The organism is Microbacterium sp. NPDC056234 (assembly GCF_042267585.1).
Taxonomy (GTDB): Bacteria; Actinomycetota; Actinomycetes; order Actinomycetales; family Microbacteriaceae; genus Microbacterium.
The window spans coordinates 658601-682692 of the sequence record NZ_JBHJTE010000002.1; the positions used below are offsets into that span (position 1 = coordinate 658601).

The 24092-nt window shown below is 68.3% G+C and carries 16 protein-coding genes and 1 tRNA gene; 9 read left to right on the forward strand and 8 right to left on the reverse strand.

The window, feature by feature from the left end:
• Positions 1-6 precede the first annotated feature (6 nt).
• From tkt to pgl, 6 genes are read left to right on the forward strand one after another with little or no spacing between them, the layout of a single operon-like run.
• Positions 7-2109, forward strand: a complete 2103-nt coding sequence (tkt, locus tag ACFCYE_RS09130) for a transketolase (protein WP_376178065.1) — start codon at positions 7-9, stop codon at positions 2107-2109.
• Positions 2106-3218, forward strand: a complete 1113-nt coding sequence (tal, locus tag ACFCYE_RS09135; RefSeq protein ID WP_376178067.1) for a transaldolase — start codon at positions 2106-2108, stop codon at positions 3216-3218. The genes tkt and tal overlap by 4 nt, the downstream gene beginning before the upstream one ends.
• Complete coding sequence (locus ACFCYE_RS09140) at positions 3215-4822, forward strand: glucose-6-phosphate isomerase (RefSeq protein WP_376178068.1); 1608 nt, start codon at positions 3215-3217, stop codon at positions 4820-4822. Before tal ends, ACFCYE_RS09140 begins: the two co-directional genes overlap by 4 nt.
• A 22-nt stretch (positions 4823-4844) precedes the next feature.
• The gene (gene zwf / locus ACFCYE_RS09145) at positions 4845-6392 is read left to right on the forward strand and encodes a glucose-6-phosphate dehydrogenase (RefSeq protein ID WP_376178070.1); all 1548 of its coding nucleotides are present in this window, start codon (positions 4845-4847) and stop codon (positions 6390-6392) included.
• A complete protein-coding gene (locus ACFCYE_RS09150) occupies positions 6389-7324 on the forward strand; it encodes a glucose-6-phosphate dehydrogenase assembly protein OpcA (protein WP_376178072.1) in 936 nt (311 codons plus the stop codon). Before zwf ends, ACFCYE_RS09150 begins: the two co-directional genes overlap by 4 nt.
• A gap of 5 nt (positions 7325-7329) precedes the next feature.
• On the forward strand, positions 7330-8109 hold the full coding sequence (pgl, locus tag ACFCYE_RS09155) for a 6-phosphogluconolactonase (RefSeq protein ID WP_376178073.1): 780 nt from the start codon (positions 7330-7332) through the stop codon (positions 8107-8109).
• On the opposite strand, the gene ACFCYE_RS09160 is transcribed toward pgl, so the two are convergent.
• Positions 8103-9125 carry a DMT family transporter gene (locus tag ACFCYE_RS09160; RefSeq protein ID WP_376178176.1) on the reverse strand — a complete coding sequence of 341 codons (1023 nt, stop codon included), beginning with the start codon at positions 9123-9125 and terminating at the stop codon, positions 8103-8105. The two genes, pgl and ACFCYE_RS09160, sit on opposite strands and share 7 nt — an antisense overlap.
• 61 nt (positions 9126-9186) lie before the next feature.
• Here ACFCYE_RS09160 and def point away from each other — a divergent pair, with 61 nt between their 5' ends.
• Together def and ACFCYE_RS09170 are read left to right on the forward strand one after the other, a co-directional pair.
• Positions 9187-9753, forward strand: coding sequence for a peptide deformylase (gene def, locus ACFCYE_RS09165; RefSeq protein WP_376178075.1), 567 nt, complete (start codon positions 9187-9189; stop codon positions 9751-9753).
• 115 nt (positions 9754-9868) lie between these two features.
• Complete coding sequence (locus ACFCYE_RS09170) at positions 9869-10384, forward strand: septum formation family protein (RefSeq protein ID WP_376178076.1); 516 nt, start codon at positions 9869-9871, stop codon at positions 10382-10384.
• A gap of 59 nt (positions 10385-10443) precedes the next feature.
• Here the strand turns inward: ACFCYE_RS09170 and ACFCYE_RS09175 are convergent, their stop codons facing one another.
• From ACFCYE_RS09175 to ACFCYE_RS09195, 5 genes are all read right to left on the reverse strand, one after another.
• The gene (locus tag ACFCYE_RS09175) at positions 10444-10797 is read right to left on the reverse strand and encodes an SHOCT domain-containing protein (RefSeq protein WP_376178078.1); all 354 of its coding nucleotides are present in this window, start codon (positions 10795-10797) and stop codon (positions 10444-10446) included.
• 1 nt (position 10798) lies between these two features.
• Positions 10799-11233 carry a DUF6325 family protein gene (locus tag ACFCYE_RS09180; RefSeq protein WP_376178080.1) on the reverse strand — a complete coding sequence of 145 codons (435 nt, stop codon included), beginning with the start codon at positions 11231-11233 and terminating at the stop codon, positions 10799-10801.
• A 37-nt stretch (positions 11234-11270) separates the two neighbouring features.
• Positions 11271-12407, reverse strand: coding sequence for an AI-2E family transporter (locus ACFCYE_RS09185; protein WP_376178082.1), 1137 nt, complete (start codon positions 12405-12407; stop codon positions 11271-11273).
• A gap of 120 nt (positions 12408-12527) precedes the next feature.
• Positions 12528-21011: a DUF5979 domain-containing protein gene (locus ACFCYE_RS09190; RefSeq protein WP_376178084.1), complete on the reverse strand. Its 8484-nt coding sequence runs from the start codon at positions 21009-21011 to the stop codon at positions 12528-12530.
• Between the two features lie 84 nt (positions 21012-21095).
• The gene (locus ACFCYE_RS09195) at positions 21096-22178 is read right to left on the reverse strand and encodes a DUF998 domain-containing protein (protein ID WP_376178085.1); all 1083 of its coding nucleotides are present in this window, start codon (positions 22176-22178) and stop codon (positions 21096-21098) included.
• 82 nt (positions 22179-22260) lie between these two features.
• Here ACFCYE_RS09195 and ACFCYE_RS09200 point away from each other — a divergent pair, with 82 nt between their 5' ends.
• Positions 22261-23094, forward strand: a complete 834-nt coding sequence (locus ACFCYE_RS09200; protein WP_376178087.1) for a mechanosensitive ion channel family protein — start codon at positions 22261-22263, stop codon at positions 23092-23094.
• A 46-nt stretch (positions 23095-23140) separates the two neighbouring features.
• Here the strand turns inward: ACFCYE_RS09200 and ACFCYE_RS09205 are convergent.
• Positions 23141-23213, reverse strand: a tRNA-Asn gene (locus tag ACFCYE_RS09205).
• Positions 23214-23309: 96 nt separating this feature from the next.
• Positions 23310-24083: an ATP-binding cassette domain-containing protein gene (locus ACFCYE_RS09210; RefSeq protein WP_376178088.1), complete on the reverse strand. Its 774-nt coding sequence runs from the start codon at positions 24081-24083 to the stop codon at positions 23310-23312.
• Positions 24084-24092: the final 9 nt, after the last annotated feature.

Below are 24092 nucleotides of genomic sequence, written 5' to 3' on the forward strand. Positions count from 1 at the left end.
AAGGGCATGACCGTGTCGCAATTGCAGTGGGAAGAGATCGATCGACGCGCGGTGGACACCGCGCGGATCCTGGCGGCGGATGCCGTCCAGAAGGTCGGCAATGGCCACCCGGGCACCGCCATGAGCCTTGCGCCGGTGGCCTACCTCCTCTACCAGCGCGTCCTGCGCCACGACCCGACGGACACCGACTGGCTCGGACGGGACCGATTCGTCCTCTCCGTCGGCCACTCCTCTCTCACTCAGTACGTGCAGCTCTACCTCGGAGGCTTCGGACTCGAGCTCGAGGACCTCGAGTCGCTGCGCACCTGGGGCTCGCTCACGCCGGGGCACCCGGAGTACGGCCACACCAAGGGCGTCGAGATCACGACCGGCCCGCTCGGCCAGGGGCTCGCCTCCGCCGTCGGCTTCGCCTACGCCGCTCGCTACGAGCGCGGCCTGTTCGACCCTGAGGCCGCCGCAGGCTCCAGCCCGTTCGATCACCATGTCTACGTCATCGCCGGCGACGGCGACCTGCAGGAGGGCGTGACCAGTGAGGCCTCGTCCCTCGCGGGCCACCAGCAGCTCGGCAACCTGATCGCCATCTACGACTCGAACCAGATCTCGATCGAGGGCGACACCAACGTCGCGTTCACCGAGGATGTCGCGGCCCGCTACCGCTCGTACGGCTGGCAGGTGCTCGAGGTCGACTGGACCCGCACCGGCGAGTACGTCGAAGACGTCCAGGAACTCCTCGGCGCGATCGACGAGGGCAAGGCCGAGACGGGCAAGCCCACGCTGATCATCCTCAAGACGGTAATCGGCTACCCGGCGCCCAACAAGAAGGGCACCGAGTCCGTGCACGGCAACGCGCTCGGAGCGGACGAGGTCGCCGCGACCAAGGAGGTCCTCGGCTTCGACCCCGAGAAGAGCTTCGTGGTCGAGGACGCCGTCATCGCCCACACCCGCGAGCTCGCCGGCCGCGCCGCTGAGGCGCGCGCCGCATGGCAGGCCGATTTCGACGCCTGGGCCGCCGCGAACCCGGAGCGCAAGGCTCTGCTCGACCGCCTCGAGGCGCACGCGCTTCCCGAGGGCATCGAGAACGCGCTGCCGGTCTTCGAGGGCGGCACCGAGGTGTCCACCCGCGCCGCATCCGGCAAGGTCATCAACGCCCTCGCCCCCGAGCTCCCCGAGCTGTGGGGCGGATCAGCGGACCTCGCCGGCTCGAACAACACGACGATCGCGCCAGCGGCATCCTTCATCCCGGCCGAGTGGTCCACGCACGACTGGTCGGGCAGCCCGTACGGGCGCGTCCTGCACTTCGGCATCCGCGAGCACGCCATGGGCTCGATCCTCAACGGCATCACGCTGCACGGCCCGACGCGCGCTTTCGGCGGCACGTTCCTCATCTTCAGCGACTACATGCGCCCCGCGGTGCGTCTGGCGGCGCTGATGGACATCCCCAGCATCTTCGTCTGGACGCACGACTCCGTCGCGCTCGGCGAGGACGGGCCGACGCACCAGCCGATCGAGCAGCTCGCCACGCTCCGAGCCATCCCGAACTTCACGGTGGTCCGTCCGGCTGACGGCAACGAGACCGCTGCCGCCTGGCTGGAGATCCTGCGCCGCCACGGCGGGCCGGTCGGCATCGCCCTCACGCGCCAGAACGTTCCCGTCGTCGCACGCGGCGACGGTGCGGCATCCGGCGATGTCTTCGCGTCGGCCGCGCACACGGCCAAGGGCGCGTACGTGCTCGCCGAGGCGCCGAACGGCACCCCCGACGTGATCCTCATCGCGACCGGCTCCGAGGTCCAGCTGGCGGTCTCCGCCCGCGAGACCCTGGCGGCCGAGGGCGTGAACGCCCGCGTCGTGTCCGCTCCGTCGCTGGAGTGGTTCGCTGAGCAGGATGCCGAGTACCGCGAGTCGGTGCTGCCGGCATCCGTCACCGCCCGCGTGTCCGTCGAAGCCGGTTCCGCGCTCAGCTGGCGCGGCATCGTCGGAGACAGGGGACGCTCGATCGGCATCGACCACTTCGGTGCGTCCGCCGACTACAAGACCCTGTTCCAGAAGTTCGGCATCACCGCCGAGGCCGTCGTCGAGGCGGCGCGCGAGACCATCAAGGAGAACGCATGAGCACCCCCACGGCCCAGCTTCACGACGCGGGCGTCAGCATCTGGCTCGACGACCTCTCGCGCACGCGCATCAATTCCGGCAACCTCGCGGAGCTGATCGACTCGCGCAACGTCACGGGCGTCACCACGAACCCGACGATCTTCGCGAACGCCATCACCAACCCCGACGACACGTCGTACGACGCTCAGGTCACCGAGCTCGCAGCGTCCGGCGCCACCGCCGAGGAAGCCGTGTTCGCGGCGACCACGCAGGACGTCGCCGCCGCACTGGACGTGTTCCGTCCGGTCTGGGAGGCTTCCGGCCACGTCGACGGCCGCGTCTCGATCGAGGTCTCCCCCGACCTCGCGCATGACACCGACGGCACTGTGGCTCAGGCCAAGGAGCTGTGGGCGAAGATCGACCGCCCTAACCTGCTCGTGAAGATCCCGGCGACCAAGGCGGGCCTGCCCGCCATCGCCCAGGCGATCGGCGCCGGCATCAGCGTGAACGTCACCCTGATCTTCAGCCTGGAGCGGTACGCGGACGTCATCGACGCATACCTGACCGGCCTCGAGACCGCGAAGGCCGCGGGCATCGACCTGTCGACCATCCAGTCCGTCGCGTCGTTCTTCGTGTCGCGCGTGGACACCGAGACCGACAAGCGTCTCGTCGAGATCGGCACCGAGCAGGCGCTCGCGCTCAAGAGCAAGGCCGGACTCGCCAACGCACGTCTCGCGTACGAGCTGTACGAGCAGACGTTCGCCGGCGACCGCGCGAAGGCCCTGTTGGATGCCGGAGCGAACCTGCAGCGTCCGCTGTGGGCCTCCACCGGCGTCAAGGACCCGGCGCTGCCCGACACGCTGTACGTCACCGAACTGGTGGCTCAGGGCGTCGTCAACACGATGCCGGAGAAGACTCTCGAGGCCACCTTCGACCACGGGGTGATCACGGGTGACACGATCACGGCTGGCTACGAAGACGCGAAGGCCGTCTTCGCCGGTCTGGCGGAGGTCGGCGTCGACTTCGACGACGTCACACAGGTCCTGGAGGACGAGGGCGTGTCGAAGTTCATCGACTCGTGGCACGACCTGCTCACCCAGGTCGCCGCAGGCCTCGAGGCCCAGCGATGACGTTCTCGCTGCACGCCACCGGCGCGCCGAAGGTCGCCATCGACGAGGTCGTCCCCGGCCTCGTCGGCGATCTGATCGCCTCGCGGATCACCTCCGGCGACGCGACGCTCTGGGGAGCGGCCGCCGAGGCCGAGGCCTCCGTCCGCCTCGGCTGGGTCGAGGCCGTCTCGATCTCGCGCCCGCTGGTCTCCGAGATCACCGCGCTGCGAGCCGAGCTGAACGGCAAGGGCGTCGACCGCGTCGTGCTCGCCGGCATGGGCGGCTCGTCGCTCGCGCCGGAGGTCATCGCGCAGACCGCCGGAGTCCCGCTCACCATCCTCGACTCGACCGCGCCGGGTCAGGTGCTCTCCGCGCTCGACGAGGGGCTGGAGCGCACCGTCCTGGTCGTGTCTTCGAAGTCCGGTTCGACCGTGGAGACGGACTCGCAGCGTCGCACGTTCGAGGCAGCCTTCCGCGATCTCGGCATCGACCCCGCCGAACGCATCGTCGTCGTCACCGACCCCGGTTCGCCGCTGGACGCCTCGGCCCGCGAGGCCGGTTATCGCGTCTTCAACGCCGATCCGAACGTCGGTGGTCGCTATTCGGCACTCACGGCGTTCGGTCTCGTGCCGTCCGGACTCGCAGGCGTCGACATCTCAGGGCTTCTGGATGAAGCGGAGGCGTCGCTGCTCGAGGTCGCCGTGGATGAAGCATCCAACCCCGCGCTGCGTCTGGCTGCGGCGATCGCCGGCACCTCGCCGCGCCGCGACAAGCTGGGTCTGATCACGGACGGAACGCACATCGACGGTCTGCCCGACTGGATCGAGCAGCTGATCGCCGAGTCGACCGGCAAGGAGGGCACCGGCATCCTGCCGGTCGTGCTGCTGTCGGTGTCGCCCGAGCTCGACCCCGTCCCGGCCGACCTGCAGATCGTGCGTCTCGTCGACGACGCGAACGAATTCCACCTGCACGAGCGCCACCCCGGTGAGATCCTCGTCAGCGGCACGCTGGGCGCGAACTTCATCGTGTGGGAGTACGCGACCGCGATCGCGGGGCACCTGCTGGGCATCAACCCGTTCGACCAGCCCGACGTGGAATCCGCCAAGATCGCCGCGCGCGGTCTGCTCGATGCACGCCCAGAGGCCGCTGCCCCCGCTTTCGTCGAGAACGGCGTCGAGGTGCGCGTCAGCGATCAGGCGCTCGCGGCATCCGGAACCGTCGAGGGCGTCCTGGATGCACTGTGGGCTGCGCTTCCCGAGGACGGCTACGTGTCGATCCAGGCCTACGTCAACCGCCTGGAGCTGCCCCAGCTGCAGGGGCTGCGCGAACTGGTCGCGGCCGACTCCGGCCGTCCGACCACGTTCGGCTGGGGTCCGCGCTTCCTGCACTCGACCGGGCAGTACCACAAGGGCGGACCGGCCCAGGGCGTGTTCCTGCAGATCCTGGAGCGCACGGATGTGGATCTGGAGATCCCCGAGCGTCCCTTCACGTTCGGACAGCTCATCGAGGCGCAGGCCGCCGGCGATGCCGCTGTTCTCGCCGAGCACGGTCGACCGGTGGTGTCCCTGACGATCACGGACTCCTCCGCCGACGTGCTCTCCCTTTTCGAAGCCGCTCAGAAGTAGCTCACAGGAGAATCCCCCACCGATGTCTGTTCCTGTTACGCGCGGGCACAACCCGTTGCGCGATCCCGACGATCGCCGTCTCAATCGGATCGCGGGGCCGAGCGCCCTCGTGATCTTCGGTGTGACCGGCGACCTGTCGCGCAAGAAGCTCATGCCCGCGGTCTACGACCTCGCCAATCGCGGCCTGCTGCCCCCGGGGTTCGCCCTGGTCGGCTTCGCACGCCGCGACTGGGAGGATCAGGACTTCGCGAAGGTCGTCTACGACGCCGTCAAGCAGCATGCGCGCACTCCGTTCCGTGAGGAGACCTGGCAGCAGTTGCTGCAGGGCATCCGGTTCGTGTCCGGCGAGTTCGACGATCCGGCGGCGTTCGCGCGTCTGCGCGAGACCGTCGAGAAGCTGGACGTCGAGCGAGGGACGATGGGAAACCATGCGTTCTACCTGTCGATCCCTCCGAAGGCGTTCCCCGTGGTGGCGCGCCAGCTGAAGGAATCGGGCCTCGTCGGGGACGAGGACGGCGAGGATCACTGGCGGCGCGTCGTGATCGAGAAGCCGTTCGGCCACGATCTCGAGTCCGCGCGTGAACTGAATCAGGCTCTCGAAGTCGCGTTCTCCGCCGACTCGATCTTCCGGATCGACCATTACCTCGGCAAGGAGACGGTCCAGAACATCCTGGCGCTGCGCTTCGCGAACGAGCTCTACGAGCCGATCTGGAACCGCAACTACGTCGACCACGTGCAGATCACCATGGCCGAGGACATCGGCGTCGGCGGACGAGCGGGCTACTACGACGGCGTCGGAGCAGCCCGCGACGTGATCCAGAACCACCTCCTGCAGCTGCTCGCGCTCACCGCGATGGAGGAGCCGATCAGCCTGTCCGCCGAGCATCTTCGGGCGGAGAAGGAGAAGGTCCTCGCGGCCGTCCACCTTCCGGACGATCTGTCCCTCGCCCAGGCGCGCGGTCAGTACGACGGCGGATGGCAGGGAGGCGAGCAGGTGAACTCCTTCCTCGGCGAGGAGGGCATGCACCCGCAGTCGACCACCGAGACGTACGCCGCGATCAAGCTCGAGATCGCCACGCGCCGCTGGGCGGGTGTGCCGTTCTACCTGCGCACCGGAAAGCGTCTCGGCCGCAGGGTGACCGAGGTAGCCGTCGTCTTCAAGCGCGCGCCGGAGCACCTGTTCGGCCGCTCGAACGCTGCCGAGCTGGGCCAGAACGCTCTGGTCATCCGCGTTCAGCCCGATGAGGGCGTCACGATCCGCTTCGGTTCGAAGGTCCCCGGCAACGGCACGAACGTCCGCGATGTCACGATGGACTTCGGCTACGGCCACGCGTTCACCGAGGCCAGCCCCGAGGCGTACGAACGACTCATCCTCGACGTGCTGCTCGGCGACCCGCCGCTGTTCCCGCGGCACGAGGAGGTCGAGCTCAGCTGGAAGATCCTCGACCCGTTCGAGAAGTACTGGGCCGCGCAGAGCGGCGCCGTGGAGCAGTACGCTCCCGGTTCGTGGGGCCCGGCATCCGCCGACGCCCTGCTGGAACGCGACGGACGAGTCTGGAGACGACCGTGATCATCGACCTTCCCGACACGACCGTCAGCCAGGTCGCCAAGAAGCTCGTCAGTGTCCGCGAAGAGGGCGGCGCCGTCGCCCTCGGCCGCGTGCTGACCCTCGTCATCGCTGCCCGCAACGGCGTCGCCGAAGCGGCGATCGACGCCGCCAACGATGCGTCGCGCGAGCACCCGATGCGCGTCATCGTGCTCACCACCGGAGACGGCGACGCGCATCTCGACGCGCAGATCCGCGTGGGCGGCGACGCCGGTGCCAGCGAGGTCGTGGTGCTGCGCGCCTACGGCGATGCCGCCAGCAACGCGGAGAGCCTCGTCACGGGTCTCCTGCTGCCGGATGCACCCGTCGTGGCCTGGTGGCCGGAAGATGCGCCGACGGACCCTGCGTCGTCCCCGCTCGGGCGCATCGCCCAGCGCCGGATCACGGATGCCGCGACCGCACCGGACGTCCGCGACCGGCTCGCGCAGCTCGGCACGACGCACTCCCCCGGAGACACCGACCTGGCATGGACGCGACTGACCCACTGGCGCGAGCAGCTCGCCGCCGTGCTGGATCAGCCGCCGTTCGAGCCCGTCACCGCCGTCGAGGTCCGCGGCGCCGCCGCATCCCCGTCCACCGCGCTGCTGGCCGGCTGGCTCGGGCTCGCGCTGGATCTGCCGGTGACCTGGGCGTACGAGGACCCGAACGAGTGGTCGGAGGGCATCAAGTCCGTCCGACTCACGCGCTCATCCGGCGACATCCTGCTCGAGCGTCCGGAGCCCGGCACCGCTGTGCTGACGCAGCCTGGGCAGCCCGACCACGATCTGCACCTGCCGCGGCGCACGCTGCGCGAGTGCCTCGCGGAGGAGCTGCGCCGCCTCGACCCCGACGTGCTGTACGGTCGAGTCATCACCGAGGGCTGGGAGAAGCTGGGTCCGCCCGAGACCGCAGCGTGAGCATCATGGAGGCTGCTGCCGTGGAGAAGACCGTCGTCGTCGAGGCGACACCGCAGGCATTGGCCGACCGCGTCGCCGACCGCTTCCTCGCCCGGGTTCGCGCCCGGACGAGGAACGGTCGGATCGCGCACATCGCCCTCACCGGGGGCTCGATGGGCGGGGCCGTCCTCGGTGCGGTGCGCGTGCACCCGCGCGTCGGTGAGATCGACTGGTCGCTGGTGCACTTCTGGTGGGGCGATGAGCGATTCGTCGCCCGCGCGGATGCCGACCGCAACGCTCTGCAGTCCCGCAGCGCCCTGCTCGACCACCTCCCGGTACCGGCCGAGAACGTGCACGAGGTCGCCGCATCGGACGACGGGCTGACGCTGGACGAGGCCGCCGACGCCTATGCCGCCGAGCTCGCGCGATTCGGTTCCGGCGACCAGCCGTGGCCGTCGTTCGCGGTGTGCTTTCTCGGCGTGGGCCCCGACGGGCACATCGCCTCGCTGTTCCCCGATCGCCCGGAGGTCACGGTGACGGATGCTGCGGCCCTCGCTGTGCGCGACTCCCCCAAGCCGCCGCCCGAGCGCGTGACGCTGACGCGTCCTGTCCTCAACGCCTCCAAGCGCGTCTGGCTCGTGCTCACGGGTGCGGACAAGGCGTCGGCGCTCGGCCTGGCTCTCGCCGGTGCGAGCTACGCAAATGTGCCGGTGGCGGGCGCGAAGGGACGCAAGCGCACGGTGTTCTTCGTGGACGAGGCCGCCGCGTCCGAGGTCTCACCGGACCTCTTCGACCAGAGCTACTGATCGCGCCCGGGTGTCGGCGGTTCGTCCCCGGCATCCGAGGCCGCATCCGACGACCTGTCGCCGTCGCTGCCCCGCTTGAGACCCAGCTCCTGGCTCTCGCTGAGCAGCTGCGGGTGGAAGCGCGCCAGGCCGATGACGCCCCAGACGGCGATGGCTCCGGAGATCAGGAACGCGAACATCACCCAGGTCGGCGCGGCGTCCGCCTCGCCCAGCACGATGACGCCGATCAGGACGGCGACGAGCGGATCGACCACGGTGAGGCCCGCGATCACCAGATCCGGCGGACCCGAGCTGTACGCGGTCTGCACGAAGTAGGCACCGACGGCGGCCGCCGCGATCAGCGCGATCACGCACACCAAGGTGATCCAGTCGAACTCGCCTGCCTGGACCCTGGTGATGACGGCCTTGGCGAGGGTCGCGACGAAGCCATAGAGGATGCCGGCGCCGATCACGTAGAACAGCGCGCGCATGCGGTGCCGGAGGATCAGCCAGCAGGCCCCGAGCAGGATGATCACGACGAGCAGAATCGCAAGGATCGTGAACAGCTCGGTGCTGGTGATCTCTTTCTCGACCGCGTAGATCGCGGCGAAGAACACGAAGATGAAGATGCCGCCGACGCACGCGAGGATGGCTGTGAGCGATTGCCTCGTCGGTGCGTGCCCCGAGATGCGGGCGTTCAACAGTGTCGTGATGACGAGCGCGATCGCGCCGAGCGGCTGAACCACGATCAGGGGCGCGACCGCCAGAGCCGCCAACTGGCAGATGACGGCCAGTCCGAGCATCAGAGTGCCGACCAGCCATGACGGGCGCGTCAGCAGGCGCTTGATCTGGTTCATGCTCAGACCGGTGGCGCCATCGGCACCACTGAGCCGCTCGACCTTCTCGACTCCGCGGTGCTGATACTGCGCACCCAGTGACATGAACACTGCGCCGGCCAGAGCCAACGGGATGCCCAGCAGAAGACCCGGGTTGGCGAACACGCCGACCAACTGATCGCTGACGTCGATCTCCGCCATCCACACCCCCGCGCTCACAGTACGACCTTACCGGGCGCGCTTGGCGCATTAGGGTTGTGGCGTGGCTGTTCTTCCGATTCGCATCATGGGCGACCCCGTCCTGCATTCCCCCGCCGTCGAGGTGGACGAGATCACGGATGAGATCCGTGCGCTCGTCGCCGACATGTTCGAGACCATGGACGCCGCCCCGGGCGTCGGTCTCGCCGCTCCCCAGGTGGGTATGGCCCTGCGGATCTACACGTACGCCTATGTCGACGATGACGATCGTCCGTGGCGCGGCGTCATCATCAACCCCGTGCTGTGGATGAGCCCTCCGGAGCCCGGCTCGCCTGACCCGGATGAAGAGTCCGAGGGCTGCCTGTCGTTCCCGGGCGAGCGATTTCCCCTGCGCCGTGCCGACCGTGTCCTCGTGACCGGCATCGATCTCGACGGTGCGCCGGTGCGCATCGAGGTCGATGGCTGGCGCGCGCGGATCATGCAGCACGAATTCGATCACCTGGACGGCATCCTCTACGTCGACCGCCTCTCCGACGGGGACTGGAAGACCGTGCAGAAGATCGCCCGCAAGCGCGGCTGGGGTAAACCCGGCCGCAGCTGGACACCCGGGGTCGATGACCTGGACGCGTGAGCGCCGAGCCATTCAGCATTTTCATCAGTTCCTCCGAGTTGCATCACAGGGTCCGTGCTGGATAGCGTTCAGAGGCGGGGGGGATTTTCCCGCGCCAAAATCTGGAGGGGAAACCATGATGAAGCTTCGTACGCGCCGCGCGCTCGCCCTGGCGGGATCGGCTGTGGCGCTGAGCATCGCGCTGTCGGGGTGCAGCACGATCAGCAACCTGATCTCGGGCGATGCGCCGCGGGATGAGGAGACGAACCAGGTCACTGAAGAGGCCGAGATCGACATCTTCTCACTCAAGGTCGGCGACTGCATGCCGGCCGACGCCATATCCGAAACCGAGCAGACCGACGCGAGTGTCGTACCCTGCTCCGAGCCGCATGGCTACGAGGTCTACCACGAGTTCGAACTCGCCGACGGCGAGTTCCCCGGTGCAGACGCCATTCAGGCCGAGGTCGAGGCGCAGTGCCTCCCTGCATTCGATGCGTTCGTCGGGTTGCCCTTCGAGGAGTCCGCGCTGGACATCACCTGGTACGAGCCGACCGAATCCAGTTGGACCGAGGGCGACGACCGTCTCGTCCAGTGCCTCGTCTACGACACGGCAGGCGATGTCGAAGGCACTCTGAAGGGCGCGGCGCGCTGACTTCAGTCCAGGCATGAGAGGAGGCCCCGCCGTTCGGCGGGGCCTTCTCTCTTCTGCGATCAGGAGAGCAGCTTGGCCTTGGCGGCCGCGAACTCGTCGTCCGACAGGACCCCGGCGTCCTTGAGCGCGGCGAGCTGCTGCAGTTGCGCCAGCATGTCGTTGCCCGCCGGAGCAGGTGCCGCCGGCACGGCGGGCGCCGGCTGCGCGTACTGCGCGGCCGCCGACTGAGCCGCCGCGTCGATCTGCGCCTGCTGCTGCGCGGCCTCGTATTGCTGCTGCTCGTACTGCGCCTGCGCCTTGGCCTGCTGGTTGCGGGCGACGGATCCCTGGACCGCGGACGCCGTCCCTGCGACCACGGCGGTCCGTGCGGCGAGCCCGATCAGGCCAGGGCGGCCCATTCTGCGAAGAGGCATGTCATTCTCCTTCGTTCTCGAGGATGTCGACCATCGCGTTGACGATGGGGGCTGGTACCCGCTCGCTGCGCAGCAGCACTCCGCCCGAGGCGTTGAAGCGCTCGGCGAGCGTGCGGGCGTAGCTCAGTTCGAGCACGACGAGGGCTGCGGACCCGCCGGCCGGGATCAGGTCTGCGAACTCATCGATGTCCTCGCCGCCGGCGATACCGGCCGCGTGGATCTCGACGCCGCCGAGTCCGAGCGCGTCTGCCTCGGCATCCACCTCGATGACCTCGAGTTCGCCGTCCTCGGACTTGGAGACGAGTACGAAGTCGAGAAGGCGGACGAGTCCGCTGGCGAGCAGGTCTGTGAGAGCTCCGAGTGTCGCCGGGTCGGGACGCTCGCCCTCGAACCCGACGAGATAGAGCTCGACGGGACCGAAACGGAAGTCGGCCATGTGGTTCCTTTCTTCGGTGGTGCGGATGGTCTGCGGGTCAATCGGCATCCGGCGCGATCGTGATCGAGTTCTGCCGCGGGATGACGACCTGGCGGATGATGATGAGGATGGATGCCGTGATGGGGATCGCCACCAGTGCGCCGAGCAGGCCCATCAACGTCGCGCCGACCATGGCGCCGATGATCACGAGCACCGCCGGCACAGCCACGGCCTTGCCCATGACACGCGGGGTGACGAAGTAGGCCTCCACCTGGATGTAGATGAAGTACAGCACCAGGAAGGTCAGAGCCGCCCACGGGCTGATGAGGAGCGCGCCGACGGTGCCGATCAGCAGGAAGATCAGCGAACCGAGCAGCGGGATCAGAGTGATGAAGAAGGCCGCGATCGCCATCACGGCCGGTACGGAGGAGCCGATGATCAGTTGGATCACGAGCACCACGAGGGCGTTGAACGTCGACAGCGTGATGCCGCCTGCGACGACTGAACCCACCGAACCGGTGATCTGCTCGAGGAGCTCTGAGAAGCGCTTGCGCTGGTACGCCGGGACGAGATTGGCGACCGTCTGCTTCATCGCCGACAGAGACGACACGAAGTAGAGCGTGAGCACGACGACCATGACGAAGCTGGAGATCGCACCGACGATGCCGAACCCGGCGCGCAGCACTCCGCCGGAGATCGCCAGGAACGACGAGATGCTCGTGATGGATTTCAGTGCCTCGGCGATCACCACTCCGAGGTCGACTCCGAGACTCGCCTCGAGCGAGACGTACCAGTCGCTCGTCTGCAACGCTGCGATCGCTTCGGGCGCCGCCTCCAGCGCCGCGATGAACTGCCGGACGGTCGCGGGGATCACGACGAGCAGGATCACCAGCATCAGCACGAGGAACGAGACCGCGACGATCGCGATGCCGAGTCCGCGACGGATCCCCCGTCGTTCGAGCGCCCGCACAGCGGGGTCCAATCCCAGAGCGAGGAAGAGGCCGAGGAACACCGAGATCAGCACGGTCGAGAGGGAGGCGACCGTCGCCGACAGCGCAATCGCGAGGATGACGCCGACCGCGACCGTGAATCCGGACACCAGAGGGTGCGCCGGCACCAGTCGCAGCAGAGGTGATCGCCTCGGCGACGGCGCATCCGCGCCGCCGGGCTGCGGCTCGAGGTCGGGATCGCTCACGCTCTGAACGCTACCCGGCGGTCATGCGGGCGCTGCGGCGACTCACCCATGGGAGATGAGCCGTCCGTCGATGCATGACGCCCCCGATCGGCGACCGGTGGGCGTCATGCATCGTACCGCCTAGGAGCGCCGTCGAACCGCGATCACCATGAACGCACCGCCCCCGAGCAGCAGGAGTCCGAGTGCCACGATTCCCAGAGTCGACCACGGGTCCATGCCGGTCGTCGGCAGGGTGCCGCCGTCATCCGGTGGTCCGGGGGGCAGCGACGGAGTCGGAGTCGGCGACGGTGTCGGGATCGCGTCGAAGGAGTTCACCAATTCGAAGCTGCGCTCCGCGTCGGCCCGCACCACGAAGAACCCGGCGCGGCTGCCGTTGTCGAGTTCGATCAGTCCGATCTCGTCGCCGTTCTCGTCGAACAACTGCTTGCTGTCCGCTCCGCCGTCGTCGGTCTCCGCGATACCGCAGAGCGCGCCGGCCGGGAGCACCTCGTACTCGGTCCGGTAGCCGTTGTCGTCGTTCAGTTCCCGCGCCGCTCCGCCGGGGATGTCGACCAGAGCCCGCCCGTTCGCCGGATCGATGCACTGCACCGTGACCTCGAACGGTCCTGTGCCGCGTTCGGCTGCGCCGTCGCCGGTCACCGTCTTGGAAACCGCCACGCTTCCGGTGAGGAACGTGTTCGTCGCCGTCACCGTCACGGTGTCGCCGTCGCCGATGGTCGCGGGCGATCCCTCGATCTCCTGTGCATCGGCGACGGAGTCATCCGTCTCGGTGACCGCACAGACGGAACCGGTCGGGATGCCCTCGATCGTGGCGTTCATGCCGGCGTCCGCCCCGAGGACCACGTCGCCGTCGTAGACCGTTCGACCCGCGTCACTGCCATCGTCGAGCACGCACACCACCTCGAGCGTGAACGGCCCCTGTCCGAAGTACTCGGCACCGGAGCCTTCGAGCACCTTGATGAGCTCGAGCGGGCCCGAGTCGAACCGGTTCGCGACCTCGATCTCGACCGTGGTGTTCTCCGCGACGCGGACGAGCCCGCCCGCCGGAGAGACCGTGGTCGAGGTCGCGCCGCCGTCGTAGGTCTCCACCAAGCGGCAGAAGGCGCCGTCGGGCAGACCCTCGTAGTCCGCGTGGTACCCGTTGTCCGCATTCAGCTCGCGCACGGCGCCGCCGGGGATCTCCAGCGCGACGAGACCGCCCTGCAACGGCCACTCGCAGGTCAGCTCGACCTCGAACGTCGTGTCTCCGCCGATCTCGGCCCCGGCGCCGGTGACGACCTTGTCGACGGCGATCGTGCCGACGTCGTAGCGGTTCTCGACGTCCACGGTCACAGTCGTACCCGACTCCACGACGACGGCTCCGCCATCCGGACTGATCGTGACCTCCGACGCGTTCGCCGCATCGGTCTCCATGACCTGACACGCTGCGCCGTCCGGAAGGTCGGCGTAGGTCGTGGTCATCTCTGTCGCCGCAGACAGGACACGTACGCCGCCGCCGGGGATCTCGATGCTCCGCCCGTCCCAGGTGCAGGTGAGCTCGATCTCGAACTCACCGGTCGCCCAGTTCGCGCCGTCTCCGGTGATCTCCTTCGAGACGACGATCTCGCCGAGGTCGAACGTGTTGTCGATCGTTATCTCGACGGGCTCATCCGCCCCGCCGACCGTGACGACGCCGTCGTCCGGCGTGATGGTCACAGCGCTCGCGCCCGCCGCCTCCGGCTCGGTGACCCGACAGTCCGCACCCATCGGCAGCCCGTCGTAGACGGTCCCGGCGGTGGCGGGGTCGTCGGTGATCTGCAGCGTGCGGTCTGCGCCGCCGGGGATCTCGATCGGGGACTCGACACCGTCGATCACCGCCGTGCACTGCAGGCTCACGGTGAACTCCCCCGTACCCCAGAGTTCGGCTCCATCACCCGACGTGGTCTTGGTGACCTCGATGCTGCCCACCTCGAAGGTGTTCACGACGGTGAACTGCAGTTCGACACCCTCCTGCACGCGCCAGAATCCGACCGGGTCGCCGTCGGCATCCAGGATCTGAGTGCTCGCGGCCGAACCGGGGTCCGTTTCTCGCAGGATGCAGAGCGCACCAGCCGGCAGCGGGTCGTACGTCGTCGTCCAGTTGCCCGCCTCGTCGAGCGTGCGCGTCGCACCACCGGGAATGTCGACCACGAGCGAGACGCCGTCCGTGTCGATGCAGGTCAGCGAGACGTCGAAGGACGTGTCCGCCCACTGCGTGTCGCCGGCGAGCTCCTTCGTCACGGTCGCGCTGCCCTCGGCGAACGTGTTCGTGACGGTCACGGTCACGACGTCGTCCAGCGGGATCGTGACCGTGCTCGGGGTGACCTCGGAGCCGGTCGCGACACCGTTGTCCGTCTCGGTGAGGGTGCACGCACTCCCTGCGGCGATGTCGTCGACGACCGCCTCGAGATCCGTGTCATCGTCCAGCGTGGCCGGGTCATCGGCGTCCGCGTCGAAGACGAGATCGCCGGACCATGTCGCCGCATCGCCGAGCACGCACTCCACGGCGACCACATAGGGTCCGCCGGCGAACGGCGAGTCGGCCGGTTCCAGCACCTTGAGCACCTCGAGCTGCCCGACGCCGAACGCGTTCTCGACGTCAGCCGCGTTCGTGGCCGTGCCGTCGTCGTCCGGAGTGAGGATCACCGTGATCCCGGTCGCATCGCCATCCGGCACCGCGCCATCGGCGGTGGAGCCGCTGGTCGTCACCGCGATCGCGCCCGCGGTGTTCGACTCGGAGACCGTGCATTCCGCTCCGGCAGGAAGCCCGCTCAGTTCCACGGTCTCGTCGTCGGAGATGTCGAACACCATCGGCGCGTCGGGTCCGTAGCCGTCGGCATAGACGTCCTCACCGAGGAAGGTGCAGAGCACAGTGACCTCGAACGGACCGTACGGGATCGGGTCGCCGTTCTGATCGACCGCATCCGTGGCGACGTTCTTCGTCACCTCGAGCGACGCCAGAGCGTACACATTGTCGAGCGTCGCGGTTTCGTACGGTTCCACGTCGGTCACGACGCCGCCTGTGCTGGAGGCGCTGACCTGACCGTTGTCGCCCTCCTGCAGCTCGCAGGATGCGCCCCACGGCAGTCCGTCGATCGTCTGGGGTTCGCCGGCCGTGAGGGTGAGATCGATCGGCGGCAAGTCGGTCTCGACAGGTGTTCCCTCCGCAGAGATGCACACGAGTTGAACGTCGAACGAGTCCGGCGCGTACTCCGCTCCGTCGCCGCTGATCGTCTTCTCCACGGTGAGCGAGCCGGTCGCCAGCGCCGCCCCGACACGGACGCCCTCCGTCGGGACCATGTCGTCCGTACCGCTGGACTGGTCCGCAGTGAGGTGAGCGCCGGTCGCGACGGTGTTCCAGGCGATCGGGTTCTCCTCGAGGAGCGCGGCCCCTTCACCCGGCGCGTACGGCGGCGCGATGGTGTTGAAGTCCGCAAGGATGACACCCAGCGGCTCGAGTGGCGTCGGCAGCTCGATCGTGAGCTGGATGCCGGTGACATCGGCAGGATCGACGGACGCCGGATCGACCCAGTCCCCCTCGGCGCATGCCGGGGCCTGGGTATCCGTCATATCGTCCGCGCAGACCTCACCCGTCGTGACCTCGTACGTCATGATCGCACCAGCCGGAGCCTGGACGAGCTCGACGGAATCGTCGAAGATCGGAATCCACTCGCTGCCGCGGGCCAGGTCGCTCAGAACACCGGTGTCGCCGGGAACCGGCAGTCGGTCGGTGAGAACGATCCGATCCATCGGGATGTTTCCGGTGTTGGCGATCGCGAAGCGCCACTCCACGTCGTCGCCGGGCTTGGCGATCGGGATGCACGTGGTGGCATAGAAACCCTCGTCCGCGGGATCGAACGCGGCCGGGACGTTGGCGTCGCAGGGCTCACCGGTGGCGCTGTCGAATGCCCCGAGCTCCCCGTCGACCGGCCGCACGGCCTTCGCCGATCGGACGGCGCCGGCTGCGAGGACCACGATGAACGTCTCGGCCGAGCAGTCGTCCACGGGCCCTGGGGCTCCGTTGCAGGAGTCGAACGGACGATCACCGCTCACATCGGCGATGTTCGCGACCTGCGTGCTTCCCGGCACACCGGGCACGATGACCATATCGATCGTGATGGTGTAGCTCTGTCCCGGCTCGATCTGGCTTCCCTCGGGGAACGTGAACGTCCACTCCCCGTCCGCGTCAGAGACCGTCACGTCCGACGGATCGGTCGGCATCGATTCCGTGGAGGACGTGTACGAGTACGGCCCCTCCGCCCCCGCCTCGGGATCCAGCATGAGCTGGCCGTCCTGAGTCGGGTCGTCGACGATGACGGGATTCTCGATGGTCCAGTCGCCTGTGTTCGTGACGGTGATCGTGTACGGGATCACGTCGCCCGGAGCGAACTGGCTGCCTTCCGTCGGCGTCTTGGCGATCTCGACGGCGGACGTCGCGTGCAGATACGCGATCTGCGCGGCCGCGGTGTCCGAGACGACGCCGACCTCGCCCTCCTGGCACTCGGACTGCAGGTTCGCGCAGGCCGTCACGGTCGTCTCGTTGCTGAACGTGCCGGCCGCCGTCTCGCCCGGGGCCGGTTCGAGGTCGGAACGGTCGCTGGGCACTTCGCCGCCGCTGCGCAGATCTGCGCGGCGCTGCACCGAGATCGGCACCGGTTGCAGCGGAGTGATCGGGTTCTCCCACTGCTGGAACTCGCCGTCGACGATGTTCGCGAAGGTGAATCGGGCCCCCTGCACCTGATCGGCTGCGACGCCACCGGGGAGCGGCTGCGCGAGGAAGTCGGCCTGGCTGCGGTACTCGCCTTCGACCCAGGTCGCGCCCTCGTTCGTGATCGACGAACCATCGGCCGAGGGCGTGAACGTCCCGTCGACGAGGACGTCCATCTTCACGACGTTGATCGGTGTCGCCAGAGTGAACGACGGATCGATCCCGACGTAGTCGAACGCATTCCAGAACGTCGCTTCGTCATCCAGGATCTGCATGCCCTGCACGCGCGCCGAGCCGGTGGGCTGACCGGTGAGAGTCATGGTCACCGGCGCGTCGTCCGGCTCGGTCTGCGACGGCACCGAGAAGGTCTTGCCCGCCTCGACCTCGAGCGACAGGTCCTCGAAGACGACGGTGGCCTGATCCTGTGCGGTCGGCGTGTTCTCGTCGGTGCCGCCGCCGGCATCCGTCACTGCCGCCTCCGCGACGTTGGTCACCGGGCTCTCGTTGCTGCCCGGGTCGTTGTCGACGCGGTTCTCCGCGTCACCGCGCACGTACTCGCGCATGCGCAGATCCATCTCGATGCTCCCGGTGGCATCCGGTTCGATGCGCCCGTCGTACGCGACGACGATGCCGACGACATCGAGCATGTCCGCAGAGGACATCGCCAGCACATCGGCGACGTCGTGGGTCGTGTCTCCTCCGGCATCCGCAGCACCGTCGCCATCGGCGTCGTGCGACAGAACCACCTCGGTGTCCTCGGCACCCTCCGGCACCGTGATCGACCGGATGTCGTCCAGATCGAAGTACAGGAACGGGTTCTGCGCGCTGCCCGGAGCCGGATCGGTGATCGACATCGTGTCCACGCGCGTCGCGGTCAGGTTGACAGCCTCCAGCGTCACGCGCCCCGTCGGGAACTGGTCGGCAGGCGTTCCCTCCGGCGGGATGCCGAAGGGACTGTTCGACCAGCTCTTGGTGATGTCGACGTTCAGGGGCACGTCCACGATCCCGACGGTGTCGGAATCGTCGGACTGGATGATCTGCTCTCCGTCGGTCGTCCCGGTGGCGCTCGCGACGTTCAGCACCGTGCCGACGGCCGGGTCGTTCGGGTCCTCGACGAAGTTGTAGTCGAGGTCGCCCATAGCCGGTTCCCCGTCCGAGCGGCGCTCATCGCGCAGTTCGAAGACGAGGTCGACCGCGCGGTCGTTGCCCGTGGACCGCGCGACGCCGCTGCCGACCGGGGGGGCCGTCGGATCGCCCGCGGACGCGGCATCGCGGTCCGCGCTCTCCTCGACCACGAGACGGACGCCGAGAGCATCCGTGCGGTCCTGCGCCGTGAGCGTGACACCGGGGAAGCCGCCCACGCACACGGCGGCGCACGGGTCGTTCTCGAGGGCACGCCAGGAATCGCCGTCCCACAGCTCGACCGCCGTGATCTGGTCGTATTGGAGATAGGGGTCCATCGCAGACGTGATCTCGGCGACACCGACGAGATCGAACGCGTCGTAGAACGAACCGGCGAGAGACGTCGGGTCGGTGCTCGGTGGGTTCGCCTCGTCCTGGATGACGACCTGCTCGACGCCGCTGTAGCCACCGGTGGACCAGGTCAGGCGGCTCGTCACCTCCGCACCGGAGCGCGAGGTCACGATGTTCGGGTCGATCTCCTTGTCGAGCACGTCAGGGCCCTCATCGGGGTCGAACGGGTCGAGGTGCACCTGCGCGCAGCCGACGGAGTCCGCGCTCGGCGTCGCCTCCAGTCCGTCAGCCCCTGAGGCATCCGTCACCCCGCAGTTCTGGACGTCGACGGGAGCCGTCGTCTCGGTTGCGGGGTCGCGCTCGCTCGGGCGGATCTCGGCGGTGAAGTGCGGAGCCACCGATGTCCCGGGCGCGAAGGACGATCCGTCGTCCGCGGTGTACACGAACTGCAGTCCGAGGATGTCGTCCTGCTCGGACGCCGGGATGTCCATGCTGAACACCGTCGGCCCCGCGACGACGACGGGGTCTCCCCCGGCATCCAGCAACGGCACCCAATCGCTGCCGTTCCAGTAGTTGATCGTCAGCGTCGCATTGGCCGGCACCGCGGTCTCGGTGATCTCGGTCGCGTCGAAGACATCCCAGAAGCTGCCGTCGACGCTGTAGGGCACCGTCTGCGGCTCCTGCACGACGATCTCGGTCGCGTCGGTCGTCGACTGCGGGAACGGATCGATCGCGCCGTTCAGCGTGACCAGCACCCACTCGCCGGGGCGATCGATGATCGTGCCGGGGTAGATCGACTTCGTCGTGGTCGTCTCGATGTGCTTCTCGTACACGAGAAGGTCGGCCTGGGCCTCCACGTCCACTACTCCGCCGGCAGGGCCGACCCCGGTCGTGGTGGCGATGTTGGTGATCGTGGCGGGGTACCCGGCCTGGTCCTCGTCGGTCTGCACGTCGAAGGGAATGCTCAGCTGCGAACCCGGCGCGATGTCGCCCGTGAACGTGATCTGGAACCGGACGGGATCGCCGGACGGAGCCGGCGGGGTGGCGCCGTCGGCGAAGGCCGTCGGCCCTTCGGTCGATCCGTCCGCGTAGTAATAGGTGATCGTGGCTCCGGTGGCTCCGGCCGGATATGCCACCGGCCCCGCGAACCCGGCGAACTGCATGGACTCGTCGAAGCCATCGGCCGACGGGTCGTCTCCCGTCAGCGCGGGCTCTGTGACCGTCATCTCCGGCAAGGCGAACGCGCTGTCGTTCGTGGACGTGATGGTGGCGGTGCTGGTGTCGCCCGCCGCGACCTCGGCCGGATCGAACGCCTTGGTCGTGGCGATTTCGATGTCCTCGGCGACGATCTGATGAGTGGCCGATGCCGTGTCGCTCTCGGTGGTTCCATCGCGGGTGACGGCTCCGTCGACGGTGTTCGTGACGGTCACGTCGCCGAGCTCGCCGACATTCTCCGGTTGCTCCATGCCGATCTCGGCACCCGCCGATGCGTCGACCGGAATGCGATTCCCGTCCGTGTCGGTGAAGGTGATCCGGATGCCGAGCACCTGATCGTCCGGCACGGCATCAGGAGTCGCCGGCTGATCGGGCGCAGTCGCCACGGGGCCGGCGACCCATTCCGTGCCGTTCCACACCTCGACCTGCGCCTGCTCGGCGCCCTCCGGGTAGGTGACCGTACCGAGGCCGGTGAACGGCAGCGTTTCGAAGGGATTGCCGGCGGCGGCCGGGTCGGCCGGGTCCGTGATGACCATCTGGTCGAGCTGCGCGTTGGACGCGTTCTGCGTGCTCACCGTCGCCGTCACGGGCGTCCCCGCTGCGGCGACGGCGCTGGCGGGGTCCATCGTCTTCGCCACGACGGGATCGAGCGCCAGAGGGATGACCGGTGTCACGGCGTCGGAAGAACTCAGCGGGCCGGACGTCTGCGTGTCGGCGTTCGTGGTCGCGGTGTTCGTGATGGGAACGCCGTTGAGCTCGTATGGAGCATCCTCGGGCAATCGCACCTGAATCGTCACCGTGCCCGTCGTGCCACCCGGCAGCCCCTGTCCACCGGCGATGATCGGCATCGTGAAGTCGACGTGGACGCTCTGCCCGTCGATAGTGACGTCACCCTGCAGGCCTGTTCCCACTGCGGCGTCGAGGACCTCGAACTCGCTGGGCACCACGTCGTCGAGGATCGCGTTGACGCATCCCGTGGTGATCGATGTGCACGAGACGGTGATCGTGTAGCTGAAGGTCTGCCCCGGTTCGACCGTCTCCACGCTCGCGGTCTTGTCGACCTCGACATCACCGTCCGCGGCGAAAGCCGCCGGTGCGACACCGACGAGCACCGTACCGATCCCCAGGACAGCTGCGGTGAAACCCGCCGCCACCCGACGTCGCCATCCGTGCGCTCTCGTCGTGTTCATACCACCCGCTCCGATCGTCGCGACCGCCAGCCTCCGCGTCCGCTGTCGGCGAGTCTTCCAGACCTGAGCGTTCGCTGGAAGCCCTTAACCCCGGATGGGTGATCCAGAGCCCCCGGCCTCTGCGTCCCGCCGCAGCGCGTCCGCGTTGCGGATGAAGAGGATGATCCAGGTGAACACGAGCAGGCCGGCGACGAGCTCGACGGCGGTCAGCGTGTAGTACCCGATTCCGAAAAGCACCGCCAGCGTCACGATGACCGCCACGAACAGATATCCGAGCAGCAGGAAGGTGCTCGGCATCCGCGGGATCCAGCGGCGCAGTGCGAACACGAGGATGCTGAAGGCGACCGCCATGCCACTGGCCACGCCGGTGTGGATGCCGAAGAACTCGTCGACGGGGAACACGCCGACGAGCCCGAGGAAGACGCCGACGATGATCAGGCAGGTCCGCACGCGGCCGATGCCCCGAGGGTGAGAAGTCGGCACCTCCTGGGTGGCGTAGCGTGCGAGCGTCGTCACCAGGATGCCTGCGACGATGAGCGTCAGGTTGAACGTCCGCGCGGAGAGATCGTCGGTCATGCCGAGGGCGCTCAGGTTGTCCTGCCACCAGTGCGGATCGCTGGCGGTGAGCATGCTCGCGATGACGCCGAACGCCAGGAACGTCGCGAGCACGATGGCCAGCAGCTGCAGGTCGAGATGCGTGGCGGAGAGGAACACGACATACGCGGTGAGGGCTGCCGCCGCACCCGACAGCAGGAGCACCGGGAGCGGGAAGACGACCGCGTCGATGAAGCCGAATTCGAGGATCGTCGCCGTCAGTGTCCAACCCAGCAGCGCGATGACGGCATGCGCGAATGCGAATGCCGCGATGTCGATGATGTCCAGGACGCCGATCCGCCCGCTGCGCGTCGAATCGTCGACGACCAGCCGGCCGCCGATGAACACGATGATCGCCGTGACGGCGGAGGCGATCGCCGCGTACTGTCCGACGGATCCCTCTCCGGCGATCGGAGCCGATCCCAGCCCAAGAATCGGTATCGCCACGACGCCGACCAGGACGAACGCCACGATCGCCATCCAGAGTCCGAGCGTCTCGAGGGATCGCTCGGATGTCGTGCTCGTCGATCGCGTGGCTGCGAGTGGGCTGACGGACGCGCGCGCTGCTGTCATGTGACCAGTGTGGCGCATGCACGATTACCATGAGTCGCAACCCGGGACGTCGCGCGCCGCGGCACCCAGAACCGGAGCGAATGTGGATCTGACGCAACTCATCCCGACCGACGTCACGGTGTGGGACATCGTCTTCGCCGTCCTCGCGGTGGTCGCGGGGTGGGTCGCGTCGCACTTCGCCCGCAAGGGCATGCTCACCCTCGGCCGCAAGGCACCGGGGATCTCGGACACGATGGTGGACATCGCCGCCCGTCTCGTCCAGTACGTGCTGATCTTCCTCGGGGTCGGCATCGCGCTGGGGTTCCTCGGCGCGAGCATCCAGCCCGTGCTGGCGGTCACGATCATCGCCGCCGTCGTCATCGTCCTCGTCCTGCGGGGCGTCGCGGACAACTTCGCCGCCGGCGTGCTGGTGCAGTCGCGTCAGCCGGTCAAGCTCGGAGAGGAGATCCTCTTCGAGGGCCCGGACGGCCCGATCACCGGCATCGTCAAGGACCTCAACGGCCGCTCCGTCATCGTCACCACCGCCGACGGCCGCACCGCTCACGTCCCGAACATCAGGCTGCTCTCGGACATCCTCGTCAACGACTCCCGCCACGGCGCCCGGCGAAGCGAGGTGCAGGTGCGCATCGCCAGGGCCGACGGCCGCGAGCTGACCGCGGTGATGGACGTGCTGACGGATGCCGCGGCGAAGGCCGAAGGCGTGCACGCGCGCGAGGCGGTTCGCGCGCTCATCCGGGAGATCTCGGACGAGCGGTGGATCGTCCGGCTGCAGTTCTGGCATCACCCGCTGCACGGAGCGACCGTGACATCCGACGTGATCGCCGCGGTCGCCTCCGCGCTGGGCGAGGCGTCGATCGCGGGCGTCGTGACCGACGCACCGTCGGCGTCGCCGCTGGCCACGCCCGATCCGCTCTGACGCAGCAGAAAACCCCCACCCGAACGCATCGGATGGGGGTTCATCGCTCCCCGAGTTGGACTCGAACCAACAACCTGCCGGTTAACAGCCGGCTGCTCTGCCAATTGAGCTATCGAGGATCAGGCTTGCTGCCGAAGCAACTCCACTAGCTTAGCAAACCTCCAGCGGTGCGAATGACATCCGCGGGCGATTCCGCACCGCCGGGTGTGTCGCGCTCAGCGTCTCGAATCCGCCTCGGCGTTCGGCACCCACAGCAGATCGTCCCCGACGCCGCGCGCCACGACGTGTCCGCTGCGCAGCATGAGCGTCTCGGCCTTGAGCTCACGGATGAACGCGGCATCGTTCGTCACGAGCAGCGCGCCCATATCCTGCTCGGTGCGCCGACGGGTGATCGCGTCGAACACGACGGGGCGCACCTCGAGGTCGAGATTCGCCAGCACCTCGTCGGCGACGAGCACCTTCGGCTCCAGCACGAAGGCGCGGGCGATCGCGACCCGCTGACGCATTCCGGCGCTCAGCTCATACGGGAACTTGTCCGCAGTGCCCAACGGCAGGTGCAATTCGTCCAGCAGGGTCGCGATGCGGATCGACAGCGCCTTGGTGTTCACCCGCTTCTCGCGGATGAGGATCGGCTCGGCGATCACCTCGGTGACCGTCAGGCTCGGAGGCAGCGTCGCTCCGGCCCCCTGCGGCACGAAACCGCTGAGATACGTCAGCTCACGATGGCGTCGCCCCGGCTTGCGCACATCGACGCCGCACACCTCTGCCGTGCCGCCGACGATCCGAACCGACGGGTCCGTCGACCCGGCCAGAGCGGCGACCAGCGTGGACTTCCCCGAGCCCGTGGGACCGGCGACGCAGAGCAGCCCGCCAGGTCGGATCTGAAACGTCACGCCGTCCACGGCTCTGGTGGCACCGCCGTGTCCGATCCGGTCGATCACCAGATCCGAGCAGTCGATCACGTTCGGAGAGGGAGACCGGCGAGACATGGGTCCATC

Bases quoted from the DNA above. Each gene is read 5' to 3' on its own strand.
- tkt (WP_376178065.1), top strand. From the start codon at position 7: ATGACCGTGTCGCAATTGCAGTGGGAAGAGATCGATCGACGCGCGGTG.
- tal (WP_376178067.1), top strand. From the start codon at position 2,106: ATGAGCACCCCCACGGCCCAGCTTCACGACGCGGGCGTCAGCATCTGG.
- ACFCYE_RS09140 (WP_376178068.1), top strand. From the start codon at position 3,215: ATGACGTTCTCGCTGCACGCCACCGGCGCGCCGAAGGTCGCCATCGAC.
- zwf (WP_376178070.1), top strand. From the start codon at position 4,845: ATGTCTGTTCCTGTTACGCGCGGGCACAACCCGTTGCGCGATCCCGAC.
- pgl (WP_376178073.1), top strand. From the start codon at position 7,330: ATGGAGGCTGCTGCCGTGGAGAAGACCGTCGTCGTCGAGGCGACACCG.
- ACFCYE_RS09160 (WP_376178176.1), bottom strand. From the start codon at position 9,125: ATGGCGGAGATCGACGTCAGCGATCAGTTGGTCGGCGTGTTCGCCAAC.
- ACFCYE_RS09170 (WP_376178076.1), top strand. From the start codon at position 9,869: ATGATGAAGCTTCGTACGCGCCGCGCGCTCGCCCTGGCGGGATCGGCT.
- ACFCYE_RS09175 (WP_376178078.1), bottom strand. From the start codon at position 10,797: ATGCCTCTTCGCAGAATGGGCCGCCCTGGCCTGATCGGGCTCGCCGCA.
- ACFCYE_RS09180 (WP_376178080.1), bottom strand. From the start codon at position 11,233: ATGGCCGACTTCCGTTTCGGTCCCGTCGAGCTCTATCTCGTCGGGTTC.
- ACFCYE_RS09190 (WP_376178084.1), bottom strand. From the start codon at position 21,011: ATGAACACGACGAGAGCGCACGGATGGCGACGTCGGGTGGCGGCGGGT.
- ACFCYE_RS09195 (WP_376178085.1), bottom strand. From the start codon at position 22,178: ATGACAGCAGCGCGCGCGTCCGTCAGCCCACTCGCAGCCACGCGATCG.
- ACFCYE_RS09210 (WP_376178088.1), bottom strand. From the start codon at position 24,083: ATGTCTCGCCGGTCTCCCTCTCCGAACGTGATCGACTGCTCGGATCTG.